We start from the raw sequence: 19043 nt of genomic DNA, 5'->3' as shown, positions 1-19043 counted from the left end.
ACCGTCCTGCCTTCCGGCGTGATGACCGGCGTGACGACCGCGGTGGGTATGGGCGCCGTGATGATGACCGTGATCGTGGGTTCCGGCGTGATGACCGGCGTGACGAGCGCGGTGGGTATGGGCGCCGTGACGACGACCGGGACCGTGGCTTCCGTGGACGTGACGAGGGCCGCGGTGACCGCGGCGGCTTCCGTGGACGCGAGGAGCGAGGTGCGCGCGGCCCCCGTCGCGATGAGCGCGGCGGCCGCCCCGGTGGCTTCCGGGGCCGCGACGACCGGCGTGGTGGCGGCCGGATCCGTGAGGAGCGAGAGCGCGACCGTGAGCCGATCAAGCGGCTTCCGATCCCGGAGGACGTCACGGGCGAGGAGATCGACAAGGATGTGCGGCAGGAACTGCAGAGCCTGCCCAAGACGCTCGCCGACGACGTCGCCAAGAACCTGGTGATGGTCGCCCGGCTCATCGACGAGGAGCCCGAGAGTGCGTACGGCTACTCCAAGGTGGCGTTGCGTCTCGCCTCCCGTGTTGCCGCGGTACGTGAGGCGGCCGGCTTCGCCGCCTACGCCACCCAGAAGTACGCGGAGGCCCTCGCGGAGTTCCGGGCTGCCCGGCGTATGACCGGGAACGTCGACCTGTGGCCTGTCATGGCCGACTGCGAGCGCGGTCTGGGCCGGCCCGAGAAGGCGCTGGACATGGCCGGTGCGCCCGAGGTGCAGAAGCTCGACAAGGCAGGGCAGGTCGAGATGCGGCTCGTCGCGGCCGGTGCGCGGCGGGACATGGGGCAGCTCGACGCCGCCATCGTGACGCTGCAGAGCCCGGAGCTGGCCTCCAGCTCCATCCAGCCGTGGACCGCCCGGCTGCGGTATGCGTACGCCGACGCGCTGCTTGCCGCGGGGCGGGAGAGCGAGGCGCGTGAGTGGTTCGCCAAGGCCGTCGAGTCCGACAAGGACGGCAGTACGGACGCCTCCGACCGGCTCGCCGAACTGGACGGTGTGGAGTTCGTCGACGCGCTCGACGAGAACACGGGGGACCAGGACGGCCCCGAAGGCGGCCCCGAGGACGAGGAGGACTGACCTCAAAGCTCCGTGCTCAGAGCGTCTCGGGGGGCGCCAGGGCCCGCAGCACCAGCCCCGATGCCGGCTTCGGGCCGAACGACGTCGACTTCCGAGGCATGGTGACGCCCTGCCGGGCCAGCTCGCGTACGACGTCCTCGCGGACCGGGTGCAGCAGAACGGCCGTGCCGCCGTCGCGCTCCGCCTTCTCGACCGTGGCGGCCGTGTCGTGGATGTACGCGATGTGCTCGGGCGAGTCCGGGATGCGCCAGACCTCCTCCAGGAGCGCGGAGTGCAGGACCGTCGCGTCCAGCGTGCGCCAGGCGTCCGGGCGGTCCGCCGGGATCGTACGGGCCAGCAGGTCCGGGGACGGCCGGTCGACGAGGTGGAAGTGGCCGTCGCCGGCGAGCAGGAAGGCGTTGCCGGCGCGGGCCGCGCCGGCGAGCGCGTCCAGTGCGTCGGCGAGCGGGACGCGCAACTCACGCACCCGGAACAGACCCCTGAGGGCGGACAGTGCGTCGGCCACCGGCAGGCGGTGCAGGAGGCGGTGGATGGCGCGGACCCGCAGGGGGTAGCGGGCGGTGTCCACCAGGAGGACCAGGCCGTAGTCCCAGGGGCTGGGGGAGGTGTGCTCCGCGTGTAGGCGTAGATATGTCGCCCAGCGGTGGTGGCCGTCGGCGATCAGCGCCTGGTGGCCGGTCAGATCCGTCTGGATCTCGGTGATCTCGGCCGGGTCCGTGACCGCCCAGAGGCGGTGGCCGAATCCGTCCTCCGTAGTCGTGCACACCAGCGGGGGGCGCTCGGCGGTGCGCTCGATGACTGCCGTCGCGCCGGCCTCGGGCCCGTCGCCGCGGTAGGTGAGCAGCAGGGGTTCGAGGTTGGCGCGGGTCGCGCGCATCAGGGCGGCGCGGTCGGCGACGATGTGCGGCATGACATCCTCGTGGGGGAGGACGACGCCGGCCGTCGGCTCGGACACGCGCAGGGCGCCTATGACGCCGCGTTGCAGCAGTCCCTCGCCGCGCTGCTCGTAGACGTAGAAGCCGGGCTCGGAGTCGGCGGTCAGGACGCCTTCGGCGAGCCAGCGGCGCAGGGTGCGCGCCGCCTGTTCGTTGCGTGCCGCCGGGGTGGGCGCCTGGGGGAGGATCAGGCGGACGATGTTGTGCGGGTCGGCCGACTCCAGGTGGTGCAGCCCGTCGGGCCGTACGACGACGTCGTACGGCGGGGAGGTGACCGCGGCGAGGCTGCGGACGCGGTCGGGGTTGTAGCGCAGGCCCCGGAAAGGGGTCAGGTCAAGGCCCATGCGCGTCGGTACGTTCCTGGGACCTGCAGTCTTCATTGATGCATGGTAAGTGCGCCGGTGCCATGCGCGATGATCGGGGAAGGCGAGCGAACGAGGAGCGATGTGTGATGAGCCAGACCGTCAGGACGCGGACCGACGCCAGCGTGCGACCCCTGAGCGAGGTGTACGACACGGCCCTGCTCGACCTGGACGGGGTGGTGTACGCGGGAGGGAACGCGATCGAGCACGCCGTGGAGTCGCTCGGCAGCGCCCGCGCGGGCGGGATGCATCTGGCGTACGTCACGAACAACGCCCTGCGGACCCCCGAGGCGGTCGCCGCGCACCTGACCGAGCTGGGGATACCGGCCCACGCCTCGGACGTGGTCACGTCGGCGCAGGCGGTCGCCCGGCTCATCAGCGAGCAGGTGCCGACCGGAGCGCGCGTGCTGGTCATCGGCGGTGAGGGGCTGCGTGCCGCGCTGCGGGAACGGGGGCTCGAACCCGTCGAGTCGGCCGACGACGACCCGGTGGCCGTCGCGCAGGGCTACGGCGGGCCCGAGCTTCCCTGGGGGCGGTTCGCGGAGGCGGCCTACGCCATCGCGCGCGGGGTGCCGTGGTTCGCGTCCAACACCGATGTGACGATCCCGAGTGCGCGGGGGATCGCGCCGGGCAACGGCGCGGCCGTGGAGGTGGTACGGCTCGCGACCGGCGCCGAGCCGCAGGTGGCGGGTAAGCCGCTGCCGCCGATGCACCGGGAGACGATCCTGCGGACCGGTGCCGAGCGGCCGCTGGTGGTCGGGGACCGGCTGGACACGGACATCGAGGGCGCGTTCAACGGCGACGTCGACTCGCTGCTGGTCCTCACGGGGGTGACGGACGGCGCCCGGCTGCTCGCCGCCGCGCCGCACCACCGGCCGACGTACGTCGACGCGGACCTGCGCGGGCTGCTGGCCGGACAGCCGGAGGTGGGCGTGGCCGACGGCGGTTTCCGGTGCGGAGGCTGGACGGCGACCGCGGGCGCGGAGCGGCTGGAGCTGCAGGGCGAGGGCGAGGCCCTGGACGGTTTGCGGGCGCTGTGTGCGGCTGCCTGGACGGCGGCGGGCGGGGGCTGCTGTGGCCTGGACGGGAGCAAGGCGCTGGCGCGGCTGGGTCTGTGAGCCGGTACGGACCACGGACGTCGACCCTCTGGCAAGGGTAGGCTAACCTAAGTTCGTGTTGGTTGACGCTCCTACCGAAACCGGCGCGGCGACCGGCGCCGCGCCTTTTCTCCGCCGGGCCACACGGCCCCTCGGGCTCCTGGCCTCGGTGGTGATCCTGACGCTCGTTGCGCTGGCGAGCATCGCGATCGGTGCCAAGGAGCTCTCGCCGGCCCAGGTCTGGCACGGCCTGGTCCACGACTCGGGGACGTACGCCGACCTCGTCGTCGGCGACCGGATCTCGCGCACGGTCCTCGGGCTGCTCGCCGGGGCCGCGCTCGGCCTGTCCGGCGCCGTCCTGCAGGCACTCACCCGCAATCCGCTGGCCGACCCGGGCCTGCTCGGCATCAACGCGGGCGCGTCGGCCGCGGTCGTCACCGCCCTCACCTCCTTCGGCGTCACCAGTCTCAGCGGCTACGTCTGGTTCGCCTTCCTGGGCGCCGCCGCCGTGGGGGCACTGGTGTGGTTCCTCGGCGGCGGCCGCAGCGGCACACCGGCGCGGCTCGCGCTCGCCGGTGCCGCGATCAGCGCCGCTCTCTACGGCTACCTCCAGGCCGTGATGATCATGGATGACGCGGCGCTCGGCACGATGCGCTTCTGGACGGTGGGCTCGCTGGCCTCGGCCACCGACGCGACCATCGTCCAGGTCCTGCCGTTCCTCCTGGCCGGCACGGTCCTCGCGCTGGCCCTCGCCCGTCCTCTGAACGCGGTGGCGATGGGCGACGACACCGCCCGCGCCCTGGGCGCCCACCTGGGACGCACCAGGGCCTTGTCCATGGCCTCCGCCACCGTTCTGTGCGGGGCGGCCACCGCCGCCTGCGGGCCGATCGGGTTCGTCGGGCTGATGGTCCCGCACGCCGTACGGTCCTTCACCGGCCCCGACCTGCGCTGGATCCTGCCGTACGCGGCCGTCCTGTCACCCGTGCTGCTGCTGGGCGCCGACGTCGTCGGGCGCGTCGTCGCCCGGCCCGCCGAGCTTCAGGTCGGCATCGTGACCGCGGTCATCGGCGGCCCGGCCTTCGTCCTCCTCGTACGACGGCGGAGGGCGGCGCGGCTGTGAGGACTCCCCGCACCCACGTCCTGCGCATCCGGGGCGGCCTGTCCGTCCGGATCGACCTGCGCGCCTTCGCGGTCGTCGCCCTGCTCCTGGCCGCCGCGCTGGCCGCCAGCATTCTGCTGATCGGCACCGGGGACTTCCCCGTCCCGGCCGGGGACGTCCTCAGGGCGCTGGCCGGTCACGGCAGCCGGGGCCAGGAGTTCGTCGTCACCGAGCTGCGGCTGCCGCGCGTCCTTGTCGGGCTGCTGGCCGGGGCCTCGCTCGGGCTCGGCGGCGCGCTGTTCCAGTCCCTGACCCGCAACCCGCTGGGCAGCCCGGACGTCCTCGGCCTCGGACAGGGCTCGACGGCGGGCGCGCTCGTGGTGATCGTGCTGTTCTCCGGGAGCGCCGCGCAGGTCGCGGCCGGGGCGCTCGCCGGTGGCCTGGCGACCGGGACCGCCCTGTACCTCGCGGCCTGGAGGCGGGGTGTGCACGGGTACCGGCTGGTCCTGGTCGGTATCGGCGTCTCCGCGGCCGTCACGGCGGTCAACGGCTACCTGCTCACGCAGGCGGACCTCGTCGACGCGGCCCGCGCCGTCCTGTGGACGACCGGTTCCCTGGCGGGCCGCGGCTGGGAGCAGGTATGGCCGCTGCTCGCGCTGTGCGCCGTGCTCGTGCCGGTCGTCCTCGGCCATGCGCGTGCCCTGCGGACGATGGAGATGGGCGACGACACGGCGTACGCCCTCGGGGTGCGTGTCGAGCGCGTACGGCTGTTGCTGATGGTGTGCGCGGTGCTTCTCACCGCCGGCGCCACCGCCGCCGCGGGCCCGATCGGTTTCGTGGCGCTCACCGCCCCCCAGCTCGCCCGCCGGCTCGCCCTCCCCCGCCGCCTCAAGAGTGCCGGAGGCGGTCCCGTGCCCGGACCGAACCTCGGGCCCTCCACGGCCATGGGCGCCACCCTGCTGATCGTCGCGGACTGGACCGCACAACGGGTCTTCGGCGCCGACCAACTGCCCGTCGGGGTGGTCACCGGGTCCCTCGGCGGCGTCTACCTGCTGTGGCTGCTGGTCACCGAACGCCGGGCGGGCCGCATATGAGCGCCGCCGGCGAACCGGGTCCGGGCACCAGCGGCAACAAAGCCAACGACATGGACACCAGCGACATGGACGTCAGCGACACGGACACCGACGACACAAGGAGCCCCGTGCACCGCCTGTCCGCCGACCACGTCACCCTCGCCTACGACCGGCGCGTGATCGCGGAAGGGCTGTCCGTGCGGATCCCCGACCGCTCCTTCACCGTGATCGTCGGCCCGAACGCCTGCGGCAAGTCCACCCTTCTGCGTGCGCTGTCCCGCATGCTCAAGCCGGCCGGGGGACGGGTGCTGCTCGACGGGCGGGTCATCCAGTCGATGCCGGCGAAGCGGGTCGCGCGGACCCTCGGCCTGCTGCCGCAGTCCTCGATCGCGCCCGACGGGATCACCGTCGGCGACCTCGTCAGCCGCGGCCGCTATCCGCACCAGGGGATCCTGCGCCAGTGGTCGGAGGACGACGAGCGGGCCGTGCGGCAGTCGATGGCGCGCACCGGCGTCGCCGAGCTGGCCGGCCGCCCCGTCGACGAACTCTCCGGCGGGCAGCGGCAGCGCGTGTGGATCGCCATGGCGCTCGCCCAGCAGACCCCGCTGCTGCTGCTGGACGAGCCGACCACCTACCTCGACATCCAGCACCAGATCGACGTGCTGGACCTGTGCGCCGAACTGCACGAGGAGGAGGGGCGCACCCTGGTCGCGGTCCTGCACGACCTCAACCACGCCGCCCGGTACGCCACCCACCTCATCGCGCTGCGCGGCGGAGCGGTCGTCGCCGAGGGCGCCCCGGGCGACATCGTCACGGCCGAGCTGGTCGAGGAGGTCTTCGGGCTGCGCTGCCAGGTCATCGACGACCCGCAGACCGGCTCACCGCTGGTGGTGCCGGCCGCGCGCAGCGCGCGCTCACGCATGGTGCCCCGGAAGGAGCCCTGAGCGGGGCGGTGCCCGGGGGCGCGCCCGGTGCGGCTACAGCAGCTTCCGCAGGCGGAACAGGTCCAGCAGGCCCGCCTCCAGGCGCACCCGGCCCGCGCCCCAGGCCTTCGCGAAGTGCAGGTGGCCGTCGACCATCGCCAGCAGATCGTCGCCGGCCATCGCCAGCCTGATCTGGGCCTTCTCGCGCGGCGGCCCCTGGACGGTGTCCAGCACCTCGATCCGGCCGCCCCTGAGGCGGCCGACGAAGGTGATGTCCAGGTCGGTGATGCGGCAGCTGAGCGAGCGGTCAAGCGCCGCGGCCGCGCGGACGTCCCCGTCGGCGCCCGCCAGGTTGTCCGAGAACTTGTCGAGTGCCCTGCGGCACTCCTCGATCGTCGCCATCGCCAGCGACGGTACCCCAGCTCTTCGCGGTAGCGTCGGGGCATGAACGACTCTGTGCCCGGGGCCGGGATCCCGGTGGAAGCAGTGGTGGCGGAGCCGGACGCTCCGGCCGGCTCCGCGTACGAGCCGGAGCACGACCCCGCCGCGCCCGCGCCCCTGAACGTGCCCCGGACGCCCACCGGCAACGCGGACGTCGACGCCTGGCTGGAGCGGCTGGCCGACGCCGACCACCTCGCCACCGACGGGCATGTGGAGGTGTACGAGGATGTGCACCGGGGGCTGCGCGACGCGCTGACCGCCCTCGACGCCCGCCCGGGGCCCCCGGCTCCTCCCTCTCACCCGGCCCCCACCCCGCGGTGAGACCCTTGGGCCGCACCTTTCGATCACCGTACGACCGCAGGAGCTGAACCGAACGTGGCAGGAGTGGCACGCCGCCGTCTCGACGCCGAACTGGTCCGCCGGAAGCTGGCACGCTCGCGGGAGCACGCCGGCCAGCTGATCGCCGCGGGCCGTGTCACCGTCGGCAGGACCGTCGCGACCAAGCCCGCCACGCAGGTCGAGACCGCGGCCGCGATCGTGGTCTCCCGCGACGACAGCGCCCCCGACTACGTCTCGCGCGGCGGCCACAAGCTCGCCGGCGCCCTGAAGGCCTTCGTGCCGCGCGGCCTGGCGGTCGAGGGGCGGCGGGCCCTCGACGCCGGAGCGTCCACCGGAGGCTTCACCGACGTCCTGCTGCGGGCGGGCGCCGCGCACGTCGTCGCCGTGGACGTCGGCTACGGACAGCTCGCGTGGTCTCTCCGCAACGATGAACGCGTCACCGTCAAGGACCGTACGAACGTACGCGAGTTGACGCTCGAAGCGATCGATGGGGAGCCTGTGGATCTTGTCGTGGGGGATCTGTCCTTCATCCCGCTCGGACTGGTGCTGCCCGCCCTGGTGCGGTGCACGAAACCGGACTCCGATCTTGTGGTGATGGTCAAGCCGCAGTTCGAGGTGGGGAAGGAGCGGCTGGGTAGCGGCGGCGTCGTCCGCAGTCCGCAGCTGCGTGCCGAGGCGGTGTGCGGGGTCGCGGAGCGGGCCGCGGAACTGGGGCTCGGGGTGAAGGGCGTGACCGCGAGTCCGCTGCCCGGACCCTCGGGAAACGTCGAGTACTTTCTGTGGCTGCGAGCCGGAGCACCCGCACTGGACCCGGCCGACGTTGACCGTGCAGTGGCGGAGGGGCCGCGTTGACACAGAACCGAGCTCGTACTGTTTTCCTGCTCGCCCACACCGGGCGGCCCGCGGCCGTCCGCAGCGCGGAGCTGGTGGTCAAGGGGCTGCAGCACTGCGGGATCGATGTGCGCGTCCTGGAGGCCGAGGCGGCCGACCTGCCGCTGCCGGACACCGTGGAGCTCGTCAAGGAGGCCACGCCGCAGTGCCTGGACGGCTGCGAGCTGCTGATCGTGCTCGGCGGCGACGGCACCCTGCTGCGCGGTGCCGAGTTCGCCCGCGCCTCCGGGGTCCCGATGCTCGGCGTCAACCTCGGAAGGGTCGGCTTCCTCGCCGAGGCCGAGCGCGACGACCTCGACCGGGTCGTGGACCGGGTGGTGATGAAGGCGTACGAGGTCGAGGAGCGCATGACGGTCGATGTCGTCGTGCACAGGAACGGCGACATCGTGCACACCGACTGGGCGCTGAACGAGGCGGCCGTGCAGAAGGTCTCCGCCGAGAAGCTCCTGGAGGTCGTCCTGGAGATCGACGGGCGGCCGGTGACCGGGTTCGGCTGCGACGGCATCGTGTGCGCCACCCCCACCGGCTCCACCGCGTACGCCTTCTCCGCGGGCGGGCCCGTGGTGTGGCCGGAGGTGGAGGCGCTGCTCATGGTGCCGATCAGCGCGCACGCGCTGTTCGCCAAGCCGCTGGTGACCTCGCCGGACTCCGTGCTCGCCGTGGAGGTGCAGCCGGACACCTCGCACGGGGTGCTGTGGTGCGACGGGCGGCGCATGGTGGAGCTGCCGCAGGGGGCACGGGTCGAGGTGCGGCGGGGCGCGGTGCCGGTGCGGCTGGCGAGGCTGCACCACGCCTCGTTCACGGACCGGCTGGTGGCCAAGTTCGCGCTGCCGGTGTCGGGATGGCGCGGGCGTCCGCACTGACCGCCGCAGGAGCCGGCACCGGCCCCCGCGGGGGGTGCCGGTGCCGCGCGCGGCGTCCCTCCCGGGGGTGATTTGGACCCTCGGCGCCTTTCTGTCACCTGCCGCTTCGCACCGGCGCACCGGGGGCCGTCGCACATCCGCGCCCCGACCTCGTAAGGTCGTGTCCGTGTTGGAGGAGATGCGGATACGGTCGCTCGGAGTCATCGACGACGCGGTCGTCGAGCTGTCGCCCGGCTTCACCGCCGTGACCGGTGAGACGGGCGCGGGCAAGACCATGGTCGTCACCAGTCTCGGCCTGCTGCTCGGCGGTCGCGCGGACCCGGCGCTCGTACGGATCGGTGCGAAGAACGCGGTCGTGGAGGGGCGGATCGCCATGCCCGAGGGCGCCCCCGCCGCCGTCCGCGCCGAGGAGGCCGGGGCGGAACTCGACGACGGTGCGCTGCTCGTCAGCCGCACCGTTTCCGCCGAGGGGCGCTCGCGGGCGCACCTGGGCGGGCGTTCCGTGCCCGTCGGCGTGCTCGCGGAACTGGCCGACGAACTGGTCGCCGTGCACGGGCAGACCGACCAGCAGGGCCTGCTCAAACTGTCCCGGCAGCGGCAGGCGCTCGACCGGTACGCCGGCGACGCCGTCGCGGTGCCGCTCACCAAGTACGGGGAGGCGTACCGCCGACTGCGGACGGTCGCCGCCGAGCTGGAGGAGATCGGCACGCGGGCGCGTGAACGGGCGCAGGAAGCCGACATGCTGCGCTTCGGACTCGACGAGATCGCCGCCGTTCAGCCGCGGCCCGGCGAGGACGTGGAACTGGCCGAGGAAGCCGAGCGGCTCGGGCACGCGGAGGCGCTCGCGTCGGCGGCGACGGCCGCGCACGCGGCGCTGGCGGGCAATCCGGAGGATCCCGAGGGCGTCGACGCGGCCACGCTGGTCGCCGGCGCGCACCGGGCCTTGGAGGCGGTGCGCTCGCACGACCCGGCGCTGGCCTCACTCGCCGACCGGATCGGGGAGATCGGGATCCTGCTGGGCGATGTGGCCGGGGAACTGGCCGGGTACGCCGACGACCTGGACGCCGATCCGCTGCGGCTGGCCGCCGTCGAGGAGCGGCGGGCCGCCCTCAACGCGCTGACCCGCAAGTACGGCGAGGACGTGGGCGCCGTGCTGGCGTGGGCCGAGCACAGCGCCGCGCGGCTGACCGAACTCGACGGCGACGACGAGCGGATCGAGGAGCTGACCGCCGAGCGGGACGCGCTGCGCGGCGAACTGGGCGCTTACGCCCGAGAACTGACGGACGCGCGGACGGAGGCCGCCGAGCGCTTCGCCGCCGCCGTCACCGCCGAGCTGGCCTCCCTCGCCATGCCGCACGCGCGCGTGTCGTTCGCGATCCGGCAGACGGACGATCCCGACGGCGTCGAGATCGGCGGACGTACGGTCGCGTACGGACCCTCGGGCGTCGACGAGGTCGAACTGCTCCTCGCACCCCACCCCGGCGCGCCGCCCCGGCCCGTCGCCAAGGGCGCGTCCGGCGGTGAGCTGTCGCGCGTGATGCTCGCGGTGGAGGTCGTGTTCGCGGGCACGGACCCCGTGCCGACCTACCTCTTCGACGAGGTCGACGCGGGCGTCGGCGGCAAGGCGGCCGTGGAGATCGGCCGCCGCCTCGCCCGGCTCGCGAAGACCGCGCAGGTGGTGGTCGTCACCCATCTGCCCCAGGTGGCGGCGTTCGCCGACCGGCAGCTGCTGGTGGAGAAGACGAACGACGGATCGGTGACGCGCTCGGGGGTGAAGGTCCTTCAGGGCGAGGAGCGGATCCGTGAACTGTCCCGGATGCTCGCGGGCCAGGAGGACTCCCAGACGGCCCGGGCCCACGCGGAGGAACTGCTGGCGACGGCCAGGGCGGACCTGTAGGAGGGGCGGCACAGGGGCTGCCGTAGGGTGACGGGATGATCAGCCGTATGCGCCGGACCGTCTCGTTCGCCCTGTCCGCGACCGTCGCCCGGGCCGCGACGGCCGGCCTGCGCGCCGTCGCGCCGGGCGGTGACGGACGCTGGCAGCGGACGAACCACGCCGGGCGGACCGTTGGGCTCCACTCCGGGCCCGCCGTGGCGGCGGCGGCCGTGCTCGCGGCGGGACGCGTCCACCCCGCCGCCGCGGCCGCCGTGCTCGTCGCCGGGGCCTGCGGCGCCTACGACGACATCGCCGGCGCCGGTGACCCGCGGCGTGGGTTCCGGGCACATCTGTCCGCACTGGGGCACGGCGAAGTCACCAGCGGCGCGGTGAAGCTGTTCGGGATCTCGGCCGGGGCGCTCGTCGCCGGGGCCGCGCTCAAGCAGCGGCCGCTGGACAAGGTGCTTGCCGGTGTCGTGATCGCGGGGGCCGCCCATCTCGTCAACCTCGTGGACGTACGGCCGGGACGCGCCGCCGGTACCGTTCTCGCGCTGGGCGCCCCCGGGCTGGTGCGGAAGGGACCGGCCGGGGAACTGTCCGCCGCCGCGATGGGGGCCGCGGGCGCCGTCCTCCCCGACGATCTCGGGGAGCGTGCGATGCTCGGCGACACCGGGGCGCACGCCCTCGGCGCCCTTCTCGGCACCGCCATCGTCACCGGAGCGGGCCGGGCCGGACTTCTCGCCCACGCGGCGGCGCTGACGGCCGCGGCGGTGTACGGGGAGAAGGTGAGCGAGGCGGCCAGGTCGTGGGGCACGGGGTGACCCGCCCCACGGGTCCCGCCGGTCCCACGGGTCCCGCCGGTCCGGCCGGTCCGGCCGGTACCGCTGGTTCCTGCTGGTTCCCGCGGGTCCCGCCGGTCCCACGGGTCCCGCCGGTCCGGCCGGTCCGGCCGGTACCGCTGGTTCCTGCTGGTTCCCGCGGGTCCCGCCGGTCCGGCCGGTCCCGCCGGTCTACGGGTCCTGCCGGTCCCACGGCCGGTCCCACGGGCCCCGCTGGTTCCGGCAGGTCCGGCCGGTCCCACGGGTCCCGCCGGTCCCACGGGTCCCGCCGGTCCCACGGGTCCCGCCGGTCCGGCCGGTACCGCTGGTTCCGGCAGGTCCGGCCGGTCCCACGGGTCCCGCTGGTTCCGGCCGGTCCGGCCGGTCCCACGGGTCCCGCTGGTCCCCGCCGGTCCCACCCGCCCGGACGCCACCCGAATCCCCTCCGTCCCTCACCCGAGTGAGTGACCGTGTCCGCCTCCGGGCGCCCGGTCCGCCGTCGGCGCGCACGTCCGCCGTTGCCGCAACACCCGCGCGCCCTGGCATCCTTGAGTCATCCGCCGAGCACCTCGCGCGGTCCAGTCCACCGCGTGAACCTTCTGTACGTTTCTTCGTGACCGTCCAGACGCCGAACCAGGAGCCCCGGCCACGTGAGCCTTGCGAGCAGCCACTCACCGCACGGCCGGCCGCCGCTGCGCACCGTGCAGGTGCTCGGCGGCGGCAGCGCGGGCAGCAGCGGGCACGTGCGCTCGTTGGCCTCGGGCCTGGTGGCCCGGGGCGTCAGCGTGACCGTGTGCGCCCCCACCGAGGCCGAACGCACCTACGGGTTCTCCGGCGTCGGCGCGCTGCACGTGCCCGTGCCCCGCAGCACGGACCCCGCCTCCCTGGCCGCGCTCCGCCTCGCCTGCGGTGACGCGGACCTGGTGCACGCCCACGGACTGCACGCGGCTCTGCGCGCCGCGCTGGCCCTCGGCGGCCTGCGCACCCCGCTCGTCGTCACCTGGCACACCCGCGCGCACGCCGAGGGCGCCCGCGCCCATCTGGTGCGCCTCCTCGAACGCCGGGTGGCCCGGGCCGCGTCGGTCGTGCTGGGCACCTCCTCCGACCTCGTCGACCGGGCCCGCCGTCGCGGCGCCCGCGACGCCAGGCTCGCCGCCGTCTCCCTCCCGGTGCCGCGCACCCCGGCCGAGCACGACGACCCCGAACGCAGGCACCCCAAGATCCTCGCCGAACTCGGCGCCACCGGCCGTCCGTTGCTCATGACCGTCGGTACCCTCGACCGGCACCGCGGGTACGACGTGCTGCTCGACGCCTCCCGCGCCTGGCGCCGCCTCGACCCGCTGCCCCTGGTCGTGATCGCCGGGGAGGGGCCGCTGCGGACGGTGCTGCAGCGGCGCATCGAGGTCGAGGAGCTGCCCGTGCGGCTGGTCGGGCGGCGCGAGGACGTGGCCGACCTGCTCGCAGCCGCCGACATCGCGCTGCTGACGAGCAGTTGGGAGTCCCGGTCCGTACTGGCCCAGGAGGCCCTGCACGCGCGCGTCCCGCTCGTCGCCACCGACGTCGGCGGCACCCGGGAACTGGTCGGCGACGCCGCCGAACTCGTCCCGTACGGTGACGCACAGGCACTGGCCCGTTCCGTGGTACGGCTGCTGGACGACCCGAAGCGCCGCCGGCTGCTGCGCGACAAGGGCACACGCCAGGCCGCCGGCTGGCCGACCGAGGACGAGACCGTGGCCCAAGTTCTCAGCGTATATGACGAGTTGACCCAGGCACGGCCCATCGTCTGAGCGGGTCCGGCGAGGTCCGGTGCGGTCCGCCGGCGCCCGTAGGGGCCCGGGGCGGTGTCGACATGCGGCTGCGCCGTGCGGGCGCGGCCGGTCTCCCCCGAGCCCTCAGCCACGTTCGAGCAGAGGGCACCCGCATCGCACCCGCAGATGAAGCACCGGACGTCCCGCGGAGCGCTCAGGGCACGTGCCGGCGCGCCCGCAGCGCCAGGCTCAAGGCCAGCACCGCCTGCGGGTCGTCGAGGTCCGTGCCCAGCAACTCGCCGATGCGGGCCAGCCGGTTGTAGAGGGTCTGCCGGTTCAGGTGCAGTTCGCGGGCCGTCTCCGCCTTGCGGCCCGCGTGCGCCAGATACGTCTCCAGCGTGGGCAGCAGCGGCGGCCGGGAGCGGCGGTCGTGATCGAGGAGCGGGCCGATCGCGCGGTCCACGAAGGCCGCCAGGTCCGGATGGTCGCGCAGCCGCCACAGCAGGAGGTCGATGTCGAGGCGACGGGCGTCGTACCAGGGCCGCTCCGGGAGCCCCTGCGCCGCCGTCGCCGTTTCCGCCGCGTGCCGCAGGCCCGCCGAGGCCGCCGCCCAGCCGCCCGCGACACCGACCACCACGACCGGCGGCGGCGCGCCCTGCCGCCGCATCCCGGCCCGTTCCACGCCCGCCCGCAGCGCCCCGGCCACCCGGTCGGCGACCGCGGAGCGCTCCGACTCCGAGCGCAGGCCCAGCAGCAGCGGGACCCGGCCCTCCACCGGTCGTACGCCGAGCAGGACGGGCACGCCCACCGAGCTCAGCTCCTCGGCCACCGCCCGCGCCAGCACCGCCCAGCCACCGCCGGCCGGGGACAGACCGTCCGCCAGCCGCATCACCACCGGCAGCAGAGGGCTCCTGCCGGGCTTGAAACCCAGCACCCCGGCCTGGGCGGGCGCGTCCTCCGCGGCGATGCGGCCCTCGGCGAGGTCAGTGAGGAAGTCGCCGCGTCCGCGCGCCGCCAGCTCCTCCTCCTGCCGGGCCTGCATCAGCACCACGGCGAGGATGCCCGCGGCCCGCTCGGCGGCGATCCGGTGCACCGGGGCCACGGGCGCGCTGACCGGCAGCAGCACGAGCCGGGCCCGCACGGCACTCGCGCCGGCTCCGCCTCCGGGCACGTCCACCAGGGTCGTGCCCGCCGGGGGCGCGTCCTTGTGCTGGCCGCGCAGGCCCTCCCACACCTGGAGCGGGTCCGTGTCCGCCGGACCGGATCCGGCGGCGTACAGCAGCCGTCCGTCGGCGGTCTCCAGGAACACCGGGTTGCCGCTGAAGTCGGCCAGGATCCCGAGCACCTGGGGCACCCCGCCCCCGCCCAGCAGCGCCTCCGTGCAGCGGCGGTGCACCTCCTCGGCCCGCTGGAGCAGTGCGTAGTGGCCGTTGACGATCTCGGTGTGGATCTCCTCCGTCACCGTCACGAACGGCACCTGGCGATGCAGCTGCACCAGCGGCAGACCGGCCGCCCGCGCCGTCTCGACCAAGGCGGCGGGCAGCCGGGTGAAGCGCGGGCCCAGCTCCACGACCAGGGCGGCGATCCCCCGCTCGGCCAGCGTCCGCACGAACGCGCGCTGGTCGGCGGGGCGGGTGCCCAGGCCGTACCCGGTGGTCAGGAGCAACTCGCCGCCCTTGAGCAGCGAGGCGATGTTCGGTACCTCGCCCGCGTGCACCCAGCGCACCGTGCGGTGCAGCCGGTCGGCGGCGGCCACCACCTCCGGCAGCCCGCTGCGCAGCCCGGGCAGCTCCAGCGCCCGCTGCACGGTGATCCCGCTGTCCGGGGCGCCCTGGGGGTCGAAACGGCTGTCCATGCGGTGACGCTACCTGCGCGGATGCCCCGAGCACACCCGCCGGCCCCGGTGACGCCCCGGGCAGCGGGAGGGGGCAGTGCCGCAAGGCCCGGTTCGGCCGCCCGCGGCGTCCGGCGAGAGGTCCTGACAGCTCCGCCACGAGGACCTTCCGGCGCCTTGCACCGACCGACCGCACCGGACACTGCCCCGTCCCCCACTCCCTCCTGCCCTCTCCATGTCAGGCCGGCGCGATGTTGTGGTTGTAGCGGAACACGTTGTCCGGGTCGTAGCGGCGCTTGACCCGTGCCAGGCGGTTGAGGTTTCCGGTGCCGAGGCCGGCCACCACCCGGTCCCTGCCCTCGTCACCGACCAGGCTCACGCGGACCGCTCCGGTGCGCCAGGGCCGGACGTCGTCGCGCAGGTCCCCGGCCCACTGCAGGACCCGCAGGTCGTCCGCCGGGTTCTCCCAGACGCCGCACGCGTGCACGGCCCAGGCCGCGCCCTGGTGGGGGACCGGGTAGCCGGGGCATCCCGTGCCGCCGAGGGGGAACAGCATCTGCCGGCAGGCCGTGGGGACGGGCATCGTGCGCGCCCGGGCGCAGAAGGCGTCGATCAGCTCGTCGGGCAGGCCGGTCAGATACCCGGCCCGGCAGTGGTTCCGCAGCCCGGGCGGATCATCGAGCATGCACTGCACGTCGGCGTACGGCACGGCGGCCACCACCTCCGCCTCGTGCGGCAGCGCCAGCAGCGGCCGGACGAGCTCGCGCAGGGCGGCCCGGCCGCCGGCGTAGGTGACCAGCACGGCGCACAGCAGCGTCCCAACGAGATGGTCGGGGACGAACGGCTCGGGCGGCCCGGTCAGGTACAGCGCGGCGCCGCCCGCCTCGGGCGGCCCGGTGGCCATCAGGTCGCGCTGCACCCGGATCGCCTCCGGGCCCGCCTCGGGCCTCACCAGCACCAGGGCGACGCAGAACTCGGGCAGCTCGTGGAGCCTCAGCGTGAGCGCGGTGGCGACGCCGAAGTTCCCGCCGCCGCCGTGCAGGGCCCAGAACAGCTCGGGGTCGTCCTCGGCACTCGCGTGGACGGTGGTGGCGTCCGCGGTCACCAGTTCGACATCGAGCAGGTTGTCGACGGCCGGCCCGAAGGCCCGGTCCAGCCAGCCGCTGCCACCACCGAGGACGAAGCCGGCGACCCCCGCTGCCGAGTAGCGGCTGCCGGTGGTCGCGAGGGCGTGCGGCTGGGTGACGCGGTCCAGATGGCCGGTCGGGGTGCCGCCCTCGACCCGTGCCGAGGCGGAGCCGGGACGGACCGCGACCCGGTGCATCCGGCGCAGGTCCACGACCACGCCGTTGTCGTTGACCGCCATGCCCGCGATGCAGTGGCCGCCGCCGCGGACGGCGATCTTCAGGTCCAGGTCCCTGGCGAAGCGCACGGACCGGACGACGTCGGCCGTTCCCGCGCACTGCGCGATCACGGCCGGACGGCGGTCGATCAGCGCGTTGAAGACAGTGCGGGCCAGGTCGTAGCCCGGATCACCGGGCGCGAGGACGTCGCCCGCCAGGTCCGCGCGGAGCGCGGCGAGCGCCGCGCCCGCCGTCGAAAGGGGGGCCATGGCAGCCGCCCCCTTCCAGCCGGGGACAGGACTTCCTCCAGCTTAGTGGTCGGCGCTCGAAGTCCTTCGGGGGTTGACGCTGAGGGAGCTCCCGTGCCAGGTGGTGGCGTGGAACCCGGCCGAAGGGCGAGTTGACCTTCAAGTTGGATGAACGTCGACAATCGGGGCCATGGACGGCACCACGGAACTACTCAGCATCAGCGCCTTCGCGCGGCGGGTTGGTCTCGCTCCGAGCGCCCTGCGCTTCTACGACGACTGCCGCGTCCTGCGGCCGGCGTGGGTCGATGGGGCGACGGGATACCGCTTCTACAGTCCTGCTCAGGAGGCCCGTGCCGCTCTCCTGCGCAGTCTGCGAGAAGCGGGACTGCCGCTGGCTGAGGTCACCGTGGTGCTCGACGGGCCCGAGCGCGAGGGCCGAGAGGTGCTGGAGCGGCACTTGGAGAGGATGCGGGACCAGACGCAGAGGGCCAAGGTCGCCATCGCCGTGGCACTGCGTTCCCTCTCGACTGCCGAAAGCATGACGGAAGCGCGAATCGGCGGCGTGGAGTTGGCCAGCGCTGTCCGCCAGGTGGTGCCGGCCGCGGCTTCCGACGTTGCACTCCCTGCGCTGGGTTGCGTCCTCATCGAGATCGATGAGGACGAGGTGCGTCTGGTGGCTACCGATCGCTATCGCCTGTCGATGCGAGTCTTGAGGCCGGCGGCGCTCGACGGAGGGCCCTGCCGCCTGCTGGTGCACGCGGCTGACCTGATCGAGTTCGGGCAATGGGCGGCGCGAGTCCACGACGTCACCATCCAGGTCGGACCGGACGGCGCCCGCGCACGCAGTACGGCAGAGTCCCGTGTCCTGGTGACGACCGATGACCTGTTCCCTGCCTACCGCGAGATGCTCTCGGCTCTGGCCCCGCCCGAATACCGCGTGATCGTGGATCGCCTGGCCCTGCGTGACGCGGTCAGCAGTCACGGCGACGCTGCACGCATCGCTCTGAACTTCGCGGGCGACGAGTTGGTCGTCTCTCTGGCCGACCACTCCAACGCCGCCACCCTGCCCGCAGTCTGCCATGAAGACCTGCCCCAGCGGATCGGTTTCGATCCTGCCGTCCTGGCCCCCGCGCTGGAGGCCAGTGTCGGGCCCGACGTCCTGTTGGAGATCTCCGCCGTCGATCGGCCTGTCGTGGTGCGTTCCGCGGACCAAGGCAGCTTCACCACGCTGATCATGCCCGTCGCCCTCAACACCTCCAGCTGATCCTCCTCACCACCGCACCCCCATCACCTCAGGAGAACCGTGACCGTCCCCGAGAACATCGTCGTGCAGCTGTGCACGCAGGGTATGCAGGCCGAGGCCGAAGGACGAGACGTCCGAGCACGGGACCTGTTCCTTCAAGCCTGGGAAGCGGCCGAGGACCACTACGACGCCTGTATCGCCGCGCACTACCTCGCCCGGCACCAGCCGACCCCGCAGGAGACTCTGCGCTGGAACCAGGAATGCCTGACCCGGGCCGACAAGGTCGGTGACGACCGTGTCCGCGGCTTCTACGCGTCCCTTCACGGCAACATGGCCCGGGCCCACCGGGACCTGGGCCAGATCGAGCAGGCCCGCGAACACTTCGAGTCCGCCGCCAAGCACATCGACGACGTCCCAGCCGGCCCCCACCAGCAATGGCTCCGCTACCGCATCGCCGCAGGGCTGCGTGCCACCGCCCGGCCCGCACCACAGCAGCACGAAGACCCGGTCCGTGAACTCCTCACCACGCTCTGCACGCGCACGGACCTCGAAGCCCTGAGCCTGCTGCTGCCCCCGTACATGGGCAGCCTCGGCACCCCCGAGGACGAGGAACGCATCACCACCGCCCTGCGCATGCTCCACGCCGAGCGTCGCCTTCCCGACGAAGAACAGGCCGCCCTCAGCCACGCGATCAAGAGCCGGTCCGCCGCGTGAACGCCCCCGATCCTCGGTGACACGCGAGCCCCGAGCGTAGGCCACCGGCCGCCTTCCGGGGCGCCGACGAACCTTCAACAATCACGATGGCCCGCCGACCTGACGGTCGGCGGGCCATCAACATGC

Annotated in this window: 17 protein-coding genes; 13 read left to right on the top strand and 4 right to left on the bottom strand. The window is 73.9% G+C overall.

Annotation, left to right across the window (positions count from 1 at the left end; all coding sequences use genetic code 11):
* Window positions 1-326: 326 nt before the first annotated feature.
* Window positions 327-1070, top strand: a complete 744-nt coding sequence (locus ACFSL4_RS00975) for a tetratricopeptide repeat protein (RefSeq protein WP_381077072.1) — start codon at window positions 327-329, stop codon at window positions 1068-1070.
* 16 nt (window positions 1071-1086) lie between these two features.
* Here ACFSL4_RS00975 and ACFSL4_RS00970 read toward each other — a convergent pair whose 3' ends face one another.
* On the bottom strand, window positions 1087-2385 hold the full coding sequence (locus tag ACFSL4_RS00970) for a DUF1015 domain-containing protein (RefSeq protein WP_381077065.1): 1299 nt from the start codon (window positions 2383-2385) through the stop codon (window positions 1087-1089).
* Between the two features lie 71 nt (window positions 2386-2456).
* Between ACFSL4_RS00970 and ACFSL4_RS00965 the strand changes: the two genes are divergently transcribed.
* The 4 genes from ACFSL4_RS00965 (at window position 2457) to ACFSL4_RS00950 (ending at window position 6580) form a co-directional block, all read left to right on the top strand.
* The gene (locus ACFSL4_RS00965) at window positions 2457-3485 is read left to right on the top strand and encodes an HAD hydrolase-like protein (RefSeq protein WP_381077063.1); all 1029 of its coding nucleotides are present in this window, start codon (window positions 2457-2459) and stop codon (window positions 3483-3485) included.
* A 55-nt stretch (window positions 3486-3540) separates the two neighbouring features.
* A complete protein-coding gene (locus tag ACFSL4_RS00960) occupies window positions 3541-4584 on the top strand; it encodes a FecCD family ABC transporter permease (RefSeq protein ID WP_381077061.1) in 1044 nt (347 codons plus the stop codon).
* Window positions 4581-5657 carry a FecCD family ABC transporter permease gene (locus ACFSL4_RS00955; RefSeq protein ID WP_381077059.1) on the top strand — a complete coding sequence of 359 codons (1077 nt, stop codon included), beginning with the start codon at window positions 4581-4583 and terminating at the stop codon, window positions 5655-5657. The genes ACFSL4_RS00960 and ACFSL4_RS00955 overlap by 4 nt, the downstream gene beginning before the upstream one ends.
* 65 nt (window positions 5658-5722) lie before the next feature.
* Window positions 5723-6580 (top strand): ABC transporter ATP-binding protein, encoded by an 858-nt coding sequence (locus ACFSL4_RS00950; RefSeq protein WP_381077069.1) that lies wholly within the window; start codon window positions 5723-5725, stop codon window positions 6578-6580.
* Between the two features lie 33 nt (window positions 6581-6613).
* On the opposite strand, the gene ACFSL4_RS00945 is transcribed toward ACFSL4_RS00950, so the two are convergent.
* Entirely contained in the window at window positions 6614-6961 is a 348-nt protein-coding gene (locus ACFSL4_RS00945; RefSeq protein ID WP_381077057.1) for a sterol-binding protein, read from the bottom strand.
* 42 nt (window positions 6962-7003) lie between these two features.
* Between ACFSL4_RS00945 and ACFSL4_RS00940 the strand changes: the two genes are divergently transcribed.
* From ACFSL4_RS00940 to ACFSL4_RS00915, 6 genes are all read left to right on the top strand, one after another.
* On the top strand, window positions 7004-7321 hold the full coding sequence (locus ACFSL4_RS00940; RefSeq protein WP_381077055.1) for a hypothetical protein: 318 nt from the start codon (window positions 7004-7006) through the stop codon (window positions 7319-7321).
* A gap of 54 nt (window positions 7322-7375) precedes the next feature.
* Window positions 7376-8191 (top strand): TlyA family RNA methyltransferase, encoded by an 816-nt coding sequence (locus tag ACFSL4_RS00935; protein WP_381077052.1) that lies wholly within the window; start codon window positions 7376-7378, stop codon window positions 8189-8191.
* The gene (locus ACFSL4_RS00930) at window positions 8188-9093 is read left to right on the top strand and encodes an NAD kinase (RefSeq protein WP_381077050.1); all 906 of its coding nucleotides are present in this window, start codon (window positions 8188-8190) and stop codon (window positions 9091-9093) included. Before ACFSL4_RS00935 ends, ACFSL4_RS00930 begins: the two co-directional genes overlap by 4 nt.
* A gap of 178 nt (window positions 9094-9271) precedes the next feature.
* Window positions 9272-10990: a DNA repair protein RecN gene (gene recN / locus ACFSL4_RS00925; RefSeq protein ID WP_381077067.1), complete on the top strand. Its 1719-nt coding sequence runs from the start codon at window positions 9272-9274 to the stop codon at window positions 10988-10990.
* Window positions 10991-11025: 35 nt separating this feature from the next.
* On the top strand, window positions 11026-11790 hold the full coding sequence (locus tag ACFSL4_RS00920; protein WP_381077047.1) for a hypothetical protein: 765 nt from the start codon (window positions 11026-11028) through the stop codon (window positions 11788-11790).
* 647 nt (window positions 11791-12437) lie between these two features.
* Window positions 12438-13574, top strand: coding sequence for a glycosyltransferase family 4 protein (locus ACFSL4_RS00915; RefSeq protein ID WP_381077045.1), 1137 nt, complete (start codon window positions 12438-12440; stop codon window positions 13572-13574).
* Window positions 13575-13749: 175 nt separating this feature from the next.
* Here ACFSL4_RS00915 and ACFSL4_RS00910 read toward each other — a convergent pair whose 3' ends face one another.
* Together ACFSL4_RS00910 and ACFSL4_RS00905 are read right to left on the bottom strand one after the other, a co-directional pair.
* Window positions 13750-15390 (bottom strand): PucR family transcriptional regulator, encoded by a 1641-nt coding sequence (locus ACFSL4_RS00910; RefSeq protein ID WP_381077043.1) that lies wholly within the window; start codon window positions 15388-15390, stop codon window positions 13750-13752.
* 217 nt (window positions 15391-15607) lie between these two features.
* Complete coding sequence (locus tag ACFSL4_RS00905) at window positions 15608-16981, bottom strand: FAD-binding oxidoreductase (protein ID WP_381077040.1); 1374 nt, start codon at window positions 16979-16981, stop codon at window positions 15608-15610.
* 169 nt (window positions 16982-17150) lie between these two features.
* On the opposite strand from ACFSL4_RS00905, the gene ACFSL4_RS00900 reads away from it, so the two are divergent.
* Both ACFSL4_RS00900 and ACFSL4_RS00895 read left to right on the top strand, forming a co-directional pair.
* Window positions 17151-18224 carry a DNA polymerase III subunit beta family protein gene (locus tag ACFSL4_RS00900; RefSeq protein ID WP_381077038.1) on the top strand — a complete coding sequence of 358 codons (1074 nt, stop codon included), beginning with the start codon at window positions 17151-17153 and terminating at the stop codon, window positions 18222-18224.
* A gap of 39 nt (window positions 18225-18263) precedes the next feature.
* On the top strand, window positions 18264-18917 hold the full coding sequence (locus ACFSL4_RS00895) for a hypothetical protein (RefSeq protein WP_381077036.1): 654 nt from the start codon (window positions 18264-18266) through the stop codon (window positions 18915-18917).
* Window positions 18918-19043: the final 126 nt, after the last annotated feature.

It is taken from the genome of Streptomyces caeni, from assembly GCF_042678285.1.
Lineage (GTDB): Bacteria > Actinomycetota > Actinomycetes > Streptomycetales > Streptomycetaceae > Streptomyces > Streptomyces caeni.
The sequence above is the reverse complement of the archived record's forward strand: the minus strand, read 5'-3'. Positions and strand labels throughout refer to the sequence as shown.

Excerpts from the sequence above, each read along its gene's own strand:
- ACFSL4_RS00950 (WP_381077069.1), top strand. The coding sequence starts at position 5,723 with ATGGACGTCAGCGACACGGACACCGACGACACAAGGAGCCCCGTGCAC.
- ACFSL4_RS00910 (WP_381077043.1), bottom strand. The coding sequence starts at position 15,390 with ATGGACAGCCGTTTCGACCCCCAGGGCGCCCCGGACAGCGGGATCACC.
- recN (WP_381077067.1), top strand. The coding sequence starts at position 9,272 with ATGCGGATACGGTCGCTCGGAGTCATCGACGACGCGGTCGTCGAGCTG.
- ACFSL4_RS00945 (WP_381077057.1), bottom strand. The coding sequence starts at position 6,961 with ATGGCGACGATCGAGGAGTGCCGCAGGGCACTCGACAAGTTCTCGGAC.
- ACFSL4_RS00920 (WP_381077047.1), top strand. The coding sequence starts at position 11,026 with ATGATCAGCCGTATGCGCCGGACCGTCTCGTTCGCCCTGTCCGCGACC.
- ACFSL4_RS00900 (WP_381077038.1), top strand. The coding sequence starts at position 17,151 with ATGGACGGCACCACGGAACTACTCAGCATCAGCGCCTTCGCGCGGCGG.
- ACFSL4_RS00940 (WP_381077055.1), top strand. The coding sequence starts at position 7,004 with ATGAACGACTCTGTGCCCGGGGCCGGGATCCCGGTGGAAGCAGTGGTG.
- ACFSL4_RS00905 (WP_381077040.1), bottom strand. The coding sequence starts at position 16,981 with ATGGCCCCCCTTTCGACGGCGGGCGCGGCGCTCGCCGCGCTCCGCGCG.
- ACFSL4_RS00965 (WP_381077063.1), top strand. The coding sequence starts at position 2,457 with ATGAGCCAGACCGTCAGGACGCGGACCGACGCCAGCGTGCGACCCCTG.
- ACFSL4_RS00970 (WP_381077065.1), bottom strand. The coding sequence starts at position 2,385 with ATGAAGACTGCAGGTCCCAGGAACGTACCGACGCGCATGGGCCTTGAC.